The 12,882-nt window shown below is 64.3% G+C and carries 12 protein-coding genes and 1 tRNA gene; 10 read left to right on the forward strand and 3 right to left on the reverse strand.

Translation table 11 applies throughout. The annotated features are described in order from the left end of the window. Nucleotides 1-453 precede the first annotated feature (453 nt). The 4 genes from PHA81_RS17255 (at nucleotide 454) to PHA81_RS17270 (ending at nucleotide 3,375) form a co-directional block, all read left to right on the forward strand. Nucleotides 454-1,749 carry a transposase gene (locus PHA81_RS17255; protein WP_273837714.1) on the forward strand — a complete coding sequence of 432 codons (1,296 nt, stop codon included), beginning with the start codon at nucleotides 454-456 and terminating at the stop codon, nucleotides 1,747-1,749. A 136-nt stretch (nucleotides 1,750-1,885) separates the two neighbouring features. Then, on the forward strand, nucleotides 1,886-2,092 hold the full coding sequence (locus PHA81_RS17260) for a hypothetical protein (RefSeq protein WP_273837716.1): 207 nt from the start codon (nucleotides 1,886-1,888) through the stop codon (nucleotides 2,090-2,092). Then, nucleotides 2,089-2,931 (forward strand): 3-keto-5-aminohexanoate cleavage protein, encoded by an 843-nt coding sequence (locus PHA81_RS17265; protein ID WP_273837720.1) that lies wholly within the window; start codon nucleotides 2,089-2,091, stop codon nucleotides 2,929-2,931. Before PHA81_RS17260 ends, PHA81_RS17265 begins: the two co-directional genes overlap by 4 nt. Nucleotides 2,932-2,940: 9 nt before the next feature. After that, nucleotides 2,941-3,375 carry an SRPBCC family protein gene (locus tag PHA81_RS17270; protein ID WP_273837722.1) on the forward strand — a complete coding sequence of 145 codons (435 nt, stop codon included), beginning with the start codon at nucleotides 2,941-2,943 and terminating at the stop codon, nucleotides 3,373-3,375. Between the two features lie 45 nt (nucleotides 3,376-3,420). Here PHA81_RS17270 and PHA81_RS17275 read toward each other — a convergent pair whose 3' ends face one another. Next, nucleotides 3,421-3,657 carry a transcriptional regulator gene (locus tag PHA81_RS17275; RefSeq protein ID WP_273837724.1) on the reverse strand — a complete coding sequence of 79 codons (237 nt, stop codon included), beginning with the start codon at nucleotides 3,655-3,657 and terminating at the stop codon, nucleotides 3,421-3,423. Nucleotides 3,658-3,780: 123 nt separating this feature from the next. On the opposite strand from PHA81_RS17275, the gene PHA81_RS17280 reads away from it, so the two are divergent. The 4 genes from PHA81_RS17280 (at nucleotide 3,781) to PHA81_RS17295 (ending at nucleotide 6,679) form a co-directional block, all read left to right on the forward strand. Next, the gene (locus tag PHA81_RS17280) at nucleotides 3,781-4,260 is read left to right on the forward strand and encodes an SRPBCC family protein (RefSeq protein WP_273837726.1); all 480 of its coding nucleotides are present in this window, start codon (nucleotides 3,781-3,783) and stop codon (nucleotides 4,258-4,260) included. Nucleotides 4,261-4,476: 216 nt separating this feature from the next. Beyond that, nucleotides 4,477-5,220, forward strand: coding sequence for an FAD-dependent thymidylate synthase (thyX, locus tag PHA81_RS17285; RefSeq protein WP_273837728.1), 744 nt, complete (start codon nucleotides 4,477-4,479; stop codon nucleotides 5,218-5,220). Between the two features lie 135 nt (nucleotides 5,221-5,355). Beyond that, entirely contained in the window at nucleotides 5,356-6,528 is a 1,173-nt protein-coding gene (locus tag PHA81_RS17290) for a hypothetical protein (RefSeq protein WP_273837730.1), read from the forward strand. Between the two features lie 76 nt (nucleotides 6,529-6,604). Further along, nucleotides 6,605-6,679: transfer RNA gene (locus PHA81_RS17295), tRNA-Glu, on the forward strand. Nucleotides 6,680-6,804: 125 nt separating this feature from the next. Here the strand turns inward: PHA81_RS17295 and glmS are convergent. Beyond that, on the reverse strand, nucleotides 6,805-8,595 hold the full coding sequence (gene glmS, locus PHA81_RS17300) for a glutamine--fructose-6-phosphate transaminase (isomerizing) (protein WP_273837732.1): 1,791 nt from the start codon (nucleotides 8,593-8,595) through the stop codon (nucleotides 6,805-6,807). Beyond that, nucleotides 8,595-9,794, reverse strand: coding sequence for a sugar phosphate nucleotidyltransferase (locus PHA81_RS17305; RefSeq protein ID WP_273837734.1), 1,200 nt, complete (start codon nucleotides 9,792-9,794; stop codon nucleotides 8,595-8,597). Before PHA81_RS17305 ends, glmS begins: the two co-directional genes overlap by 1 nt. Before the next feature lie 148 nt (nucleotides 9,795-9,942). Here PHA81_RS17305 and PHA81_RS17310 point away from each other — a divergent pair, with 148 nt between their 5' ends. Continuing rightward, nucleotides 9,943-11,169 (forward strand): transposase, encoded by a 1,227-nt coding sequence (locus PHA81_RS17310; protein ID WP_273837736.1) that lies wholly within the window; start codon nucleotides 9,943-9,945, stop codon nucleotides 11,167-11,169. A gap of 192 nt (nucleotides 11,170-11,361) precedes the next feature. Beyond that, nucleotides 11,362-12,879, forward strand: a complete 1,518-nt coding sequence (locus PHA81_RS17315) for a lipopolysaccharide biosynthesis protein (RefSeq protein WP_273837738.1) — start codon at nucleotides 11,362-11,364, stop codon at nucleotides 12,877-12,879. Nucleotides 12,880-12,882 lie beyond the last annotated feature (3 nt).

Consider the following 12,882-nt stretch of genomic DNA (forward strand, 5'->3'; position numbering starts at 1 on the left):
CGGAATGGCGCTTTTGCCCGTAGCGCTCCGCGGAAGAATATGGAGTTCACCGTGGTTCATGGGGACGTTGCGACGTGACGGGTGACGATCCGGTCGTCGTCTCCGGTGACGATTCGGAGCGGATGGCACGGGCCGCCGAAACTGCCGACCCGGAAACGTGTCCGGTTTGTGGCGTCGTGTACAGAAAAGACAGCGAGACTGCTCCGAGGCTTGACCTCGGGGATGAATCGCGTACGCTGGATCGGCCACCGAATGGTCAGCGACCCGTTTATGTTATCCCAAGCACTAACATGAGTTGCACAGAATATGGTAGAAAGAAACCTCAGAGTCCACCTCTCTGCCGAGGATATGGATCGCGAAAAGACGTACGCCGAAGCGAACGGGCTACGGATGCCCCGAGCGTACGCCGAACTCATCCGTGCCGGTCTCGACGCCAGTCCGGAGAGCTGATCGATGGATCTCACGCTCCGCTGTCGCGCGTATCCCGACGAGGAGACCGCCAGCGTAGCGTGGGAACACATCGATATACTTCGGCAGATTCGCAACCAAGCGGTCCGCCACTACTACCGCTCGCCACACGACGACAGGCCGACCGAGTATGACCAACACGCCAAACTTCCCGAGTGGAAACGGCGATGGCCGGTGTTCAAGAAACCGTCCGCTCATTCGGCTCAACAGGCCGTCTCACAGATCCACAAGGATCACGAAACGCAGAAGGGCCGACGAGAGAGTGGCTACAAGACTGGGCGGCTCAAGTGGCAGGGTCGCGGTGAGTTTCGGTCGGTGTCGTACAACCAACCATCCCGCTACGACGTGGATCACAACACGGGCGAGGATGGCTGGCTCCGACTCCGGCTCGAAAAAATCGGCTGGATACAGGTTCGTGCTCACCGCGAGGTTCCCGAGACCGACGACGTGAAACGGGTCGTACTCAAAAAGGAACGAACCGGCGAATGGTTCGTGACCTTCGTCGTGGAGGCCGACGAACCAGAGAAACCCGACCTGTCGAACCTCACGGCCGACGAGTGTGTGGGCATCGACCTCGGGATTCTCTCGTACATCCACACCTCGGACGATCTGGCGGTAGGCTGTCTCGACTTGACCGACAGCTACGACCGCTACGCACGAGCACAACGGTCGTTGGATCGGAGGGGACACGGATCGGCGAACTGGGAGAAACAACGGCAGAAGGTCGCCCGAGCGAAACGGCACATCAAACGGAAGGTGCTCGACTTCCAGCACAAACTTTCGACATGGCTCGTCACGGAATACGACTTCATTGCCGTCGAGGACCTCGACGTGAAGCCGATGCTCGAAACGTCACAGTCGGCGAAGAACAAACAGGACGCAGCGTGGAGTCGGTTCATTCGCCTACTCGACTACAAGGCGAAGTTGCACGGCGTTCACGTGATCTCGGTCGAACCACGGAACACAACGAAGGAATGCAATCAGTGTGGCGTCAAGACCTCGAAGCCGTTGTGGGTCCGCGAACACTCGTGTCCAGCGTGCGGTCACGAAGAGGACCGGGACTTGAACGCCGCGAAGAACGTGCTTGACAAAGCGTTAGCCGAAAGCGGCGTGCCGTTCGTCCGAACAACCAACTCACTTCATGTAGGGCCGGGACGGTCCGAATCAACGCCCGTGCAGACTGCGCTCCCTCCGTTCACCGACGGTGGAAGCGGCGTTCGCCGCCATTCCCACCGCGTGGATGCAAAGCGCGTCGTCGAAGCGGGAAGCCCCGACCCTTGAGGTCGGGGTTCGTTCACTCCATGCGAACGACACACACCCGTCCAGTAAAAGTCCAGTGCTGGCAGCAATCGACTCTCCGAGCGGCTTCCGGTGAATCCGACCGACAGTATAACCGGCCACGGCAGCAACGAGAGCCATGACCTGTCCGCATCTGTCGTATCGAACGGAAAGCGATGACAGCCAGTCCGACGACGAGCGGTTCGCCGAGCCACGGGCCTACTGCACTGTCGCCGAGCGGTTCGTCCAGCCGATGCGTGCGGACATCTGCAACGACCGCTACGATCTCGATCACGAGCAGCACTGTGAGATCTACCGCGAACACGCCGCGAGCGACGCGCCATGAGCTACGAGGAGTTTCTTGCCGGCGAGCCGGTCATCGTCACCGCCGCGCTGACGGGTGGGGTCCACGGCAAGGAGGCCAACCCGAACCTACCCGAGACGCCCGCGGAGATCGGTCGTGCGGCGGCCGCGGTGGAGGCAGCCGGCGCGTCGGTGGTCCACCTCCACGCTCGTCAGGACAACGGTGAGCGCTCCTTTGCGACCGATCGGTTTCAGGAAATCGACGACGCCGTTCGGGAGCATGCCGAGAACGTCGTCATCCAACACTCGACCGGTGGAACCGCCGCGCCGGCCGACGACCGTCACCAACCGCTTCGGACCGACCCGCCGCCCGAGATGGCCTCCCTCGATATGGGGCCGCTCAATCGGTACGACCACCTGACGAGCGAGAACACCCGCGGGACGATCGACGCGCTCCACGCGGAGATGGTCGAACGCGGGATCAAACCCGAACTGGAAGTGTTCAACGATGGTCACCGCAACGAGGTCCACTCGCTGCTGGAGCGCCGCGACCTCGCGGCACCGGTGTACGCCACGCTCATCTTCGGCCCAGGAACGCTCACCCGACCGCGCCCACGAAACTTCTTGAGCGCCATCGACGACCTCCCGGACGGCGCGCTGTTCAACACGCTCGGGTTCGGCCGCCACCAGCTCCCGTTCGCGACGATGGGGATCCTCTTCGGCGGTCACGTCCGCGTTGGCTTGGAGGACAACGTCTACTACCGGCGGGGCGAACTCGCCGAGAGCAACGCCCAACTGGTCGAGCGCGTCGTCCGTGTCGCCGAAGAACTCGGCCGCGAGGTCGCCACGCCCGCACAAGCCCGAGAAATCCTAGAGATCTGAAACGTCATCGTGCCTCCGAACACATCCAAAAAGCGGATCGGTGACCTGTCGTTCGAGCGCACACCCAACGGTCGCCGGTTCGTCGTCTCGCGTGAGATCGACGCGGCTCCCGCTGTCGTCTGGAACCTGCTCACCGACACCCACCGGTGGCCGGAGTGGGGGCCGTCGCTCGTCGGCGTTGCATGCGAGGATCGGTTCATCCAGGCAGGAACGCGTGGTCACATTCGATCGATCGGCGGACTCGAACTCCCCTTCCAAGTAACCGAGTGCACTGATCGCCGGTGGACGTGGCGGGTCGCTGGCGTTCCGGCGACTGGCCATCGGGTCGAACTGCTCGAAGAGAACTGTCGCGTCGCGTTCGAGGTGCCGCCGCTCGCAGCCCCGTACACACTCGTCTGTTGGCGTGCGCTCGCGAACATCGATCGACTCGCGCAGGATGCGTGAGTCGCGTCCCCCCGACGGCTACGGTGGCCGTGTGTGGCTAGTGGCTTACTGCTCGACCAGAAGAACGTCGCTTACCGAGTGGAGGTCTTCTTCGAGTCCGTCGCCGTCACAGTCGTCGCTCGGACACGAGAATCGCCAGCCGTCGGTGGTCGCCGTTCGTTCCGGAAACCGCTCGCCACAGACCTCACAGAACAGCTGCTCGTCGGAGCAGCCGTCGCGATGGAGTTCGAGTTCGAGCTCGCTCGTGAACGTCTGCTTGCAGTTTCGGCAGGTGTAGGTCATACTTGCCGAATCATTCTCCAGCGATATATCAGCACCGCTTTTCGACGGCTGAGCGACACGAAACCCGCTCGAAACAGCGACTGCCAACCACGAGGTTTTGGCCCTTCGACCCGGAGCGTGACCATGTCGACGTACGAGCGCGAGACGTACGTGCGCGCACCGTTCGAGGATGTCTGGCGGTTTCACTCGACGCTCGACGGACTGGAGGCGCTGACGCCCGAGTTCATGAATCTCCGGGTGGAGTCCTCACGCGGGCCGGACGGCGAGCCCGATCCCGACGTGCTTGAAGCCGGTGCGGAAGCTGACCTCTCGATGCGACCGTGCGGCGTCGGCCCTCGACAGGGCTGGACGACGCGGATCATCGAACGCGACCGCGAGGACGGGGCCGGCCTGTTCCGCGACGAGATGATCGGCGGGCCGTTCCGGCGGTGGGTTCACACCCATAGCTTCTACGCCGACGGCGGCGGGACGTACGTCCGTGATCGGGTGGAGTATCAGCTTCCGCTCGGCGATCTCGGCCGACTCGCCGGGCCGTTCGCGGTCGTCGGCTTCGAACCGATGTTCCGGTATCGCCACCGCGAGACCAAGAAACTGCTCGAATAGTCTCCGTCTGGAACCCACCGTTGGATTCCGTGGCGAGGGTCTGCTCATCCGAAACGAGTCGCACGCCGCTGGCGTGCTCACGGGTCGTGCCTCCCCGTTCGCGTCCGCGGCCCTCCTTTCGGTCGCGCCGCGCTTCGCTCCCGCGCGCCACCGCGCTCGATGACGAGCGAAGCGCTGACTGACACATATTTATCGCCCGGTCGTGTCGCTTTCAGCATGGACGTACGCCTGCTCGAAGCCACCGACGACCCCGAGCGCGTGATTTGTACAGGGGCGCGAAACGACTACTCCGCACCGTTCGTCGGCGATCAGTCCTTCGCCGAGACGATGGCGACGATCGACGGCGAGACGATCGAGGACAAAAAGCGCACCCTGATCGGTCGCCTCCTCGACCACGGCCATTTCGGCCCGTTCGAACATCCACAAGCCACGTTCGCGATCGAGGGCGTGAGTCGGTCGTGTATGGCCCAGCTCACCCGCCATCGCCACGTCTCCTTCGACGTCCAGTCGATGCGGTACGTCGCTTTCGACGAGGTCGATCCCGAAGACGTCCGCGATGGCGCGATGGTCGTAACGCCGCCGTCGGCGACCGACCCCGACTGGGTGGGTCGCAACCAGCGCGGCGGGGGTGTCGACGAGGAGACCATCGAAAAGCGCGAGGCGGTGTTCCGAGAGTCGGTCACGAACTCGGTCGAGTCCTATCAGGAACTCCTCGATCTCGGGATGGCTCCCGAGGACGCCCGGTTCGTCCTCCCCATTGGTACCGAGGTCAACATCGTGATGTCGATGAACGTCAGAATGTTGATGCATGTGGCCGACATGCGCGCGGCGGCGGACAGCCAGTGGGAGATCCGCCATCTCACCGAGGACGTACTCGATCTCGCCGCGGAGTGGTGTCCAATCACGTTCGCGTACTACGACGAGCATCTGAAGGGCCGGAAGAACCGGCTCGCGCCGTGATCGGTTTGATACGACATATGCGCCTTGTGGCCCCATCTGACGACAGCGACCGATACGCCCGATGAGGGCCAGTTTTCACTGGGCGTCGGTGCCGGTCACAGTCTTTTTATACGTCCCTGCGGTCACGTAGCATAGATGAGGTGGCTGTCGGCGATCGGTCTCGCCGTGGTGGCGCTGCTGGTGCTGGGGGTGGTGGCCACCCCCCTGTCAGCGATGGCCAGCGCACAGACGACCAACGGGACCGGAGCGGCCGACGGCGAGAGCGCGTTCAACGACTCACAGTGGGTGGTCACGGTGTACGAGAACGGCTCGGCGCGGTGGACCCAGCACTACAACCAGCGTCTCGCCAACCAATCCGAAGTCGAGCAGTTCCGTGCCTACGGCGATCGGTTCACCGCCGAAGAGACACCGCTGTACACCGAATTCCGACGAACGGCGACGGCGTTGGCGAGCGAAGGAACGAACGCGACCGGACGCGAGATGAGCGCCCGTGGGTTCTCTCGGCAGACACGGGTCACCTCCCAACCGGAATCGACGGGGGTCGTCGAGATGTCGTTCCTCTGGACCAACTTCTCGGCCACGACGGGCGGTGAGATCACCGTCGGCGACGCCATCAGTGGGTTCTACCTCTCGTCGGGGATGTCATTCGAGGTCAGGGCTGGCCCGAACCTGGCGATCGCCTGGCAGCAGGTCGAACCATCGCCGGACGCCTCGACAAACGGCTCGACCGGTGAGAACGACTCGGTGACGTGGTTCGGCGACCGACAGTTCGCCTCCGGGCAGCCACAGGTCGTGTTCGTCGAACCGTCGGGGATGGGAATGAACGGTTCGTCGGTGTTCGATGGGTCGATCGTGTGGCTCGTGGCGGCGCTCGCGGTCGCGGTCGCCGTCGTTCTCGGTGCAGTGGTCGTCCGACGGTCCGACCGATCCCCGTTCGGTGGCTCGGTAGCGGCGACCGCCGACGAACGGGACGCCGAGACCGCCCCGGAGGACGTGACTGACTCGGATGAGCCGGCCGACACACCCGCTGACTCCACTGCGGCCGCAGTCGCCGAACCCACCGTCCCCGAAGAGGAACTCAGGAGCGACGAGGAGGTCGTGCGCTTGCTGCTCGACGAAAACGACGGCCGGATGCACCAGAGCGAGATCGTCACCGAAACCGGGTGGTCGAAGTCGAAAGTCAGTATGCTGCTCTCGGAGATGGCCGACGAGGGCGACATCAGCAAGCTCCGGGTCGGTCGCGAGAACATCGTGAGTCTCGACGGCCACGAACCGGAGGTCGCTGGATCGCCGTTCGACGACGAGTGAGCGCGCGAAAACGGAACTGTTAAACACGATTCTGCGTTACGTCAGTCCGCCTGCCGACGAGCGGTTGGCGACCCGCGCTCCGGTGGTGTAGTCCGGCCAATCATATTGCCCTCTCACGGCAATGACCAGGGTTCGAATCCCTGCCGGAGCATGGTTCTACGCAAACATCGTGAGCGAAGAGCCACTCGCTCGACTTACTGCCGAGACGCTGTTCGATAATTAAAATATCAGACGAACGGTTGTGTTCGTCGTGACGACTGAGAGTGCCCGACCGCCCTACTCGACCGTGACGCTTTTCGCGAGATTGCGAGGTTTGTCGATCGAGCGGCCGAGACGGGCGGCGGTGTGGTAGGCGAACAGCTGGAGCTGGACGTTGGCGAGCACCGCGGCGGTCCGGGGATGGGTCTCGGGGATCGGGAGGACGTGATCGGCGTAGCGTTCGATGTCTGACTGGCCGTCGCTCACCGCGATCACGGGGGCGTTCCGGGCCTCGACCTCCTTGACGTTGCCCACCGTCTTCCGGGCGAGCTCACCGTCGCCGGTCGCGATCGCGATCACGGGGGTGTTCTCGGTGACTAGCGCGAGCGGGCCGTGTTTGAGCTCGCCCGCCGCGAACCCTTCTGCGTGGCGGTAGGTGATCTCCTTCAGCTTGAGCGCGCCTTCGAGCGCCACCGGGTAGTTGAGCCCCCGGCCGATGAAGAAGTACCCGTCCGCGTCGAGGTACTCCGCCGCGACCTCGGCGGCAGTCGAGTCGTCGATGATCGCCTGGACCTCGCTCGGGAGGTCACGGAGCGCGCCGAGCCCGTCCCGATCGCCGCCGTTCGTGGTGGCGAGCGCGAACAGGTTGAGTGCCGCCAACTGACTCGCAAACGTCTTCGAGGCCGCGACGCCGATCTCCGGACCGGCACGGATGTAGATGACGTGATCGCACTCCCGCGAGACCGTCGATCCCACGACGTTGGTGAGTGCGAGCGTGCGCGCACCCCGGCCTTTCGCCTCCCGGAGCGCACTCAGGGTGTCGGCGGTCTCGCCGCTCTGGGTCACCCCGACGACGAGCGCGTCGCCCGCCGGTGGCGGCGAGGTGACGTACTCGCTCGCGAGGAACGCCTGTGCGGGAATTCCGGCGTCCTGGAACAGCTGCGCGCCGTAGAGCGCGGCGTGATAGGAGGTGCCACACGCCACGAACTGCACCGCGGTCGGCCGAGGTGGCTCGTCGAGTTCGTCGAGTTCGACGGTGCCGCCGAGCTCGTCGACCCGGCCCCGAAGACACTGCCTGAGCGCCCGGGGCTGTTCGTGGATCTCCTTCAGCATGTAGTGGTCGTAGCCGCTTTTTCCTGTTTCCTCGGCGTCCCACTCGACGGTGTGGACCGATTTGTCGACCGGCTCGCCCGCGAGCGTCGTCACCGTCCAGCCGTCGTCGTCGATCCGGGCGACTTCGCCGTCGTCGAGGTAGATCACGCGGTCGGTGAACTCCCGGAAGGCGGGCACGTCGCTCGCGAGGTAGGTCGCGCCGTCGTCGACGCCGAGCACGAGCGGCGAGTCCTCGCGCGCACAGTAGACCGCGTCGACGCCGGCGAACACCGCGGCGATCGCGTAGCTCCCCTCGATGCGCTCCATCGCCGCACGGAACGCGTTCTCGGGACTGGCCCCGTCGGCGAGCGCCGACTCGATCAGGTGCGGGACGACCTCGGTGTCGGTGTCGCTCACGAACTCGTGGCCCGCCGCGACCAGCTCGTCCTTCACCGTTTGAAAGTTCTCGATGATCCCGTTGTGGATCACCGCGACCTGGCCCTCACAGTCGGCGTGTGGGTGGGAGTTGCGGTCGTTCGGCGGGCCGTGGGTCGACCACCGAGTGTGACCGATCCCGACCGACCCACCGAGATCGATGCCTTCGAGCGCCGTTTCGAGGTTTTCGAGCTCGCCTTCGCGCTTCTCGATGTCGACCTGCCCGTTCGCGAGCGCGACGCCCGCCGAATCGTACCCTCGATACTCGAGCTTCGAGAGGCCGTGCATCAGCACGTCGAGCGTCTCGTCGGGGCGACCGACGCAGCCGACGATCCCGCACATCAGCCGAGCACCTCCGCGTCCGCCTCGATCCGACCGCGCGCACGGACCCCGGTATGGAGCCGTACACCTGGACCGACGAGCGTCCCCGGCGCGAGCGTGACCGCCCCGCCCGCGTGGACCCGGTCGGCGACCACCGCCCCGAGCGGCTGCTCCTCGTACACCTGGGTGTCGATCCGCACGTCGGCCGGTCCACCGGGGATCGTGTTCGCCGCACCCAACGTGACGTCCTGGCCCGTCACGCAGTCCAGGATCGTGCTTCCGGGACCGATCCGGGTGTCGGTGTCGAGCACGCTCCGTTCGACGGTAGCGTTCGCCTCCACCGTTACGTTACGTCCGAGCGCGACGTCCGGCCCCACGACCGCGCCGGGGCCTACCTCGCAGTCCGGCCCTACTACTACGGGGGCCTGAAGCGTCGCATCGTCGTGGACGAGCGATGTGTCGTCGACCCAGACGCCCTGCTCGCGTGCGGGTTCGTCGACCCGGCCGCGTGCGAGGATCTCTCGGGTCACGGTCAGCAGGTCCCACGGATACGTGGCGTGTGGCGAGAGGCCGTCGACCTGAACGCCGCGGACGGCCTCACCCGCGTCGATCAGCCCCGCGAGCGTGTCGGGCAGTTGGAGTTCGCCGTCCCGACGTTCGGTGCCCTTGATCGACTCGAAGATCGAGGTCCGGAACGCGTAGACGCCAGAGTTGATCAGGCGGTAGTCGTCCGAATCGGGTTTCTCGACGATCTCCTCGATCCGGCCTTCGTGGAGCGCGACCGCACCGTACTGGCGGGCGTCGCGATGTTCGAGCACCCCGAGTGTCGCTGCGGCGTCGGGGTGGGCCTCGAACTCGCCGATCACGTCTCTGACGAGCCCGGACTCGATCACGCGATCGCCGTTGACCACGAGAAACGGCTCGTCGATGACCGACTGGGCTTCGAGCAGCGCGTGGCCGCTGCCGAGCTGTTTCTCCTGGGTGACGTACTGGAGCGGGACGTCGTCGTACGTCGGACCGAAGTGTTCCTGAACGCGGTCGCGCTTGTACCCGATCACGACCACGATCTCCTCGATCCCGGCGTCGATCAGCGCGTCGAAGACGTACTCCAACACCGGTCTGTTCGCCGCGGGGAGCATCGGCTTGGGGCGGTTGTGCGTCAGGGGGCGCAGTCGGTTTCCCTCACCGGCCGCGAGGACGGCGGCTGTACGAAGGCTCATTACTCGCCCATCTACGCCGAGCGATTTCAACCTAGCGGTAGCGCGGGATCTCTTTCCCCGCAATTCGAATTGGGTAAGAAGAGGTATGTATACTACCCTTATATGATGCCAACGAATGATTTAATAAAATGGAATACATTGAATTCATGTGGTTGATGAGTACGTTCGTCGCACCGCCGTCACGCGCCTCTCTGTGAGGGACGAGCAACGCGAGTTGCTCGAAGCGACCATTGACGCCTACCGCGACGGCTGTCAGATAGCGGCGGACATAGCGTGGCCCGAAAAGAAATCCAAACGCGACATACAGCCGCTCGCCTATGACAGCATCCGCAACGATACTGAGCTGACGAGCCAGCACGCGATTCTCGCCACACACCAAGCCGCCGAAGCCATTGCGAGCTGTCACGAGCGACGATCGAAGGGGCTGAAAACGTCGAAACCTGTGTTCACGGCCCCGACCGTCACCTACGACACGCGGACCATGACGCTGTTCGAGGACGACACCGTGTCGCTCTCGACGGTCGGCGGTCGTATCCGCTGTCCACTCGTTCTCCCAGAGGACGACGACGGCTACCAGTGGCAGTTCATCGAGAACGAGCGGTGGGAGATGACCGAAAGCACGCTCACTGCCCGCGACGGCGCGTACTACCTCCACATGGGCTTTCGTCGGTTCCGTACCGAACGGGAGCGCGAAGCCAACCAAGAGACCGCCGAGGACGGAACGGTTCTCGGGGTCGATGTGGGTGTGAACAACCTCGCTGTCACATCGACAGGGTTGTTCGTTTCGGGCGGCGAACTCACTCACTGGCAGAACGAGTACGAAAAACGGCGCGGGTCACTCCAACGGACGGGAACTCGCTGGGCACATGAGAACATCCAGTCGGTCGGGCGAAAAGAGAACGGACGATGCATGATCCTCCTGCACGAAGCATCGAATGTCATCCTCGAAGAAGCCCGCGAGAACGACTGCACACACATCGCGTTCGAGGATCTGACCGACATTCGAGAGCGCCTGCCACACGCGACGTGGCACCACCGCTGGGCGTTTCGCAAGCTGTTCGCGTTCGTCTCATACAAGGCCGTTGAGGACGGTATCACGGTTCGGCAGGTGAACCCACAGTACACCTCACGGAAGTGTTCGTACACCGACTGTGGGTTCACTCACGTGGACAACCGCGACGGGGATTCGTTCGAGTGCCTGAAATGCGGCTACGCCATCGACGCCGACTACAATGCCGCCAAGAACATCGCCGTGAAGTACGCGAAGAAACTCCGTCGGTCGCACATGCCGTCCGATGGAGGGGTATCCGTAGACATACCCTTGAACAGCGGGTCACTGACGGTCGAAGGATCAACCACGGTTGTGGTCGCATGAGACGATCCGTGACCACGCTGAAAAGCCCCCATTCTCAAGCACGAGGGCGTGCCTGAGCGAGAGAGGGTTGTTTATCGTTCTGGATGTGTCCTCACCCCCGATAAACGTCAACGGAGCTTCTCGCCGTGATTCAATGATGCTACGACTCGACGGCGACGTTTTTACGTACCGCCCGGAAACTCCCGTCGACACGTGTCCCTCCAAAGCGTCGTGCAGCGCCTCCGGAGTGCACTCCGGCCGGGCGGCAGTCTCGCGGAGCGCGCTGTCACGGGCGGAGTCTGGGTCGCGCTCACGAACATTATCGACCGCGCGCTCCAGCTCGGAATGGTGCTGCTGGTCGCGCGGCTGATCGGCCCCGATTCCTACGGCGTGATGGCGCTCGCGCTGGTGGTGATGAGCGCGCTGACCAAGCTCTCACGACTCGGAATCGACGCCGCGCTGATCCAGCGCGAAGAAGCCGATGTCGACGCCTATCTCGACACGGCGTGGGTGATGCAGAACGCCCGGAGCCTCCTCATCGCTGCCGTGCTGTTCGCGCTCGCGCCGATAGTTGCGTCTCCGCTCGTCTTCGACGAGCCACAGCTCACGGGTGTCCTCCGGGTGCTCGCGCTCTCACCGGTGCTCTCGGGCCTCCAGAACCCCGCGCTGCTGTATCTCAAGAAGGACCTCCGGTTCGACAAGCAGTTCGTCTACACCCTCTCGGGCACCGTCTTCTACGTCACGGTGGCGGTCGGCTACGCGTTCGCCACCCGATCGGTGTGGGCGCTCGTGTTCGGCCTGGTCGCGAGCGACGCCGCGCGGCTCGTCGTCTCGTATCTGATCGTCGACTACCGGCCGTGGCCCCGGTTCGACCTCGATCACGCGCGCGAACTGTTCGGCTACGGCAAGTGGATCTTCGCTTCGGGGATCGTCCTCTTTCTCATCATGGAGGGCGACGACGCGTTCGTGGGCTGGTATCTCGGGACGGCGGTCGTTGGCCTCTACCAGCTCGCCTACCGGGTCTCGAACGCGCCCGCGACCGAGGTCACCCAGACGATTTCGAGCGTGGTCTTCCCGACCTACGCGAAGCTCCAGAGCGAGGACCGACGCCTCCGCGATGGGTTCTATAAAACCGTGCAGCTCACCACGTTCGTCTCCTTTCCTGTCGCAGTGGGGATCGCCGCGATCGCGCCCACGTTCGTCGACGCCTTTCTCACCGAGGAGTGGGGGCCGATGGTGCCGATGATCCAGCTGCTCGCGGCGTGGGGACTCCTCCGCTCGCTCGGCGCGACCACCGGCCCGCTGTTTCAGGCCGTGGGCCGACCCGATTTCGCCACCAAGATCCAGTTCGGGAAGCTCGTCGTGATCGCGGTGTTCATCTACCCCGCGACCGCGGCCTACGGCGCGGTCGGGACCGCGCTCGTGATCGTCGGTAACTCGCTGCTGTTCTCCGAGCCGGTGTCGTCGTATCTCGCAGTTCAGGTAGTCGACGGGAGCTACGCCGAACTCCTCCGGTTGCTCGCGTACCCCGCGCTCGCGAGCGCCGTCATGGGCGGCGCGGTCCTTGCCCTCCGTGAATCTCTCGTCGTTGGGTCGGCCGTGCTCGAACTCGTTGTCCTGGTCGTCGCGGGCGTCGCGGTCTACGCCGCACTCGTGCTCGGCCTCGAACGCTACTCGGGCTACGACAGCGTCAGCCTCTGCCGTCGGATGGTCGAAACCGTCGTTTCCTGACCC

The sequence above is a fragment of the Halococcus sp. PRR34 genome (assembly GCF_028617175.1).
Taxonomy (GTDB): Archaea; Halobacteriota; Halobacteria; order Halobacteriales; family Halococcaceae; genus Halococcus; species Halococcus salifodinae.

What these genes read in the sequence shown, in the direction of transcription:
- PHA81_RS17255 (WP_273837714.1), top strand. Translation starts at nt 454, where the DNA reads ATGGATCTCACGCTCCGCTGTCGCGCGTATCCCGACGAGGAGACCGCC.
- PHA81_RS17260 (WP_273837716.1), top strand. Translation starts at nt 1,886, where the DNA reads ATGACCTGTCCGCATCTGTCGTATCGAACGGAAAGCGATGACAGCCAG.
- PHA81_RS17265 (WP_273837720.1), top strand. Translation starts at nt 2,089, where the DNA reads ATGAGCTACGAGGAGTTTCTTGCCGGCGAGCCGGTCATCGTCACCGCC.
- PHA81_RS17275 (WP_273837724.1), bottom strand. Translation starts at nt 3,657, where the DNA reads ATGACCTACACCTGCCGAAACTGCAAGCAGACGTTCACGAGCGAGCTC.
- PHA81_RS17280 (WP_273837726.1), top strand. Translation starts at nt 3,781, where the DNA reads ATGTCGACGTACGAGCGCGAGACGTACGTGCGCGCACCGTTCGAGGAT.
- thyX (WP_273837728.1), top strand. Translation starts at nt 4,477, where the DNA reads ATGGACGTACGCCTGCTCGAAGCCACCGACGACCCCGAGCGCGTGATT.
- PHA81_RS17290 (WP_273837730.1), top strand. Translation starts at nt 5,356, where the DNA reads ATGAGGTGGCTGTCGGCGATCGGTCTCGCCGTGGTGGCGCTGCTGGTG.
- glmS (WP_273837732.1), bottom strand. Translation starts at nt 8,595, where the DNA reads ATGTGCGGGATCGTCGGCTGCGTCGGTCGCCCCGACGAGACGCTCGAC.
- PHA81_RS17305 (WP_273837734.1), bottom strand. Translation starts at nt 9,794, where the DNA reads ATGAGCCTTCGTACAGCCGCCGTCCTCGCGGCCGGTGAGGGAAACCGA.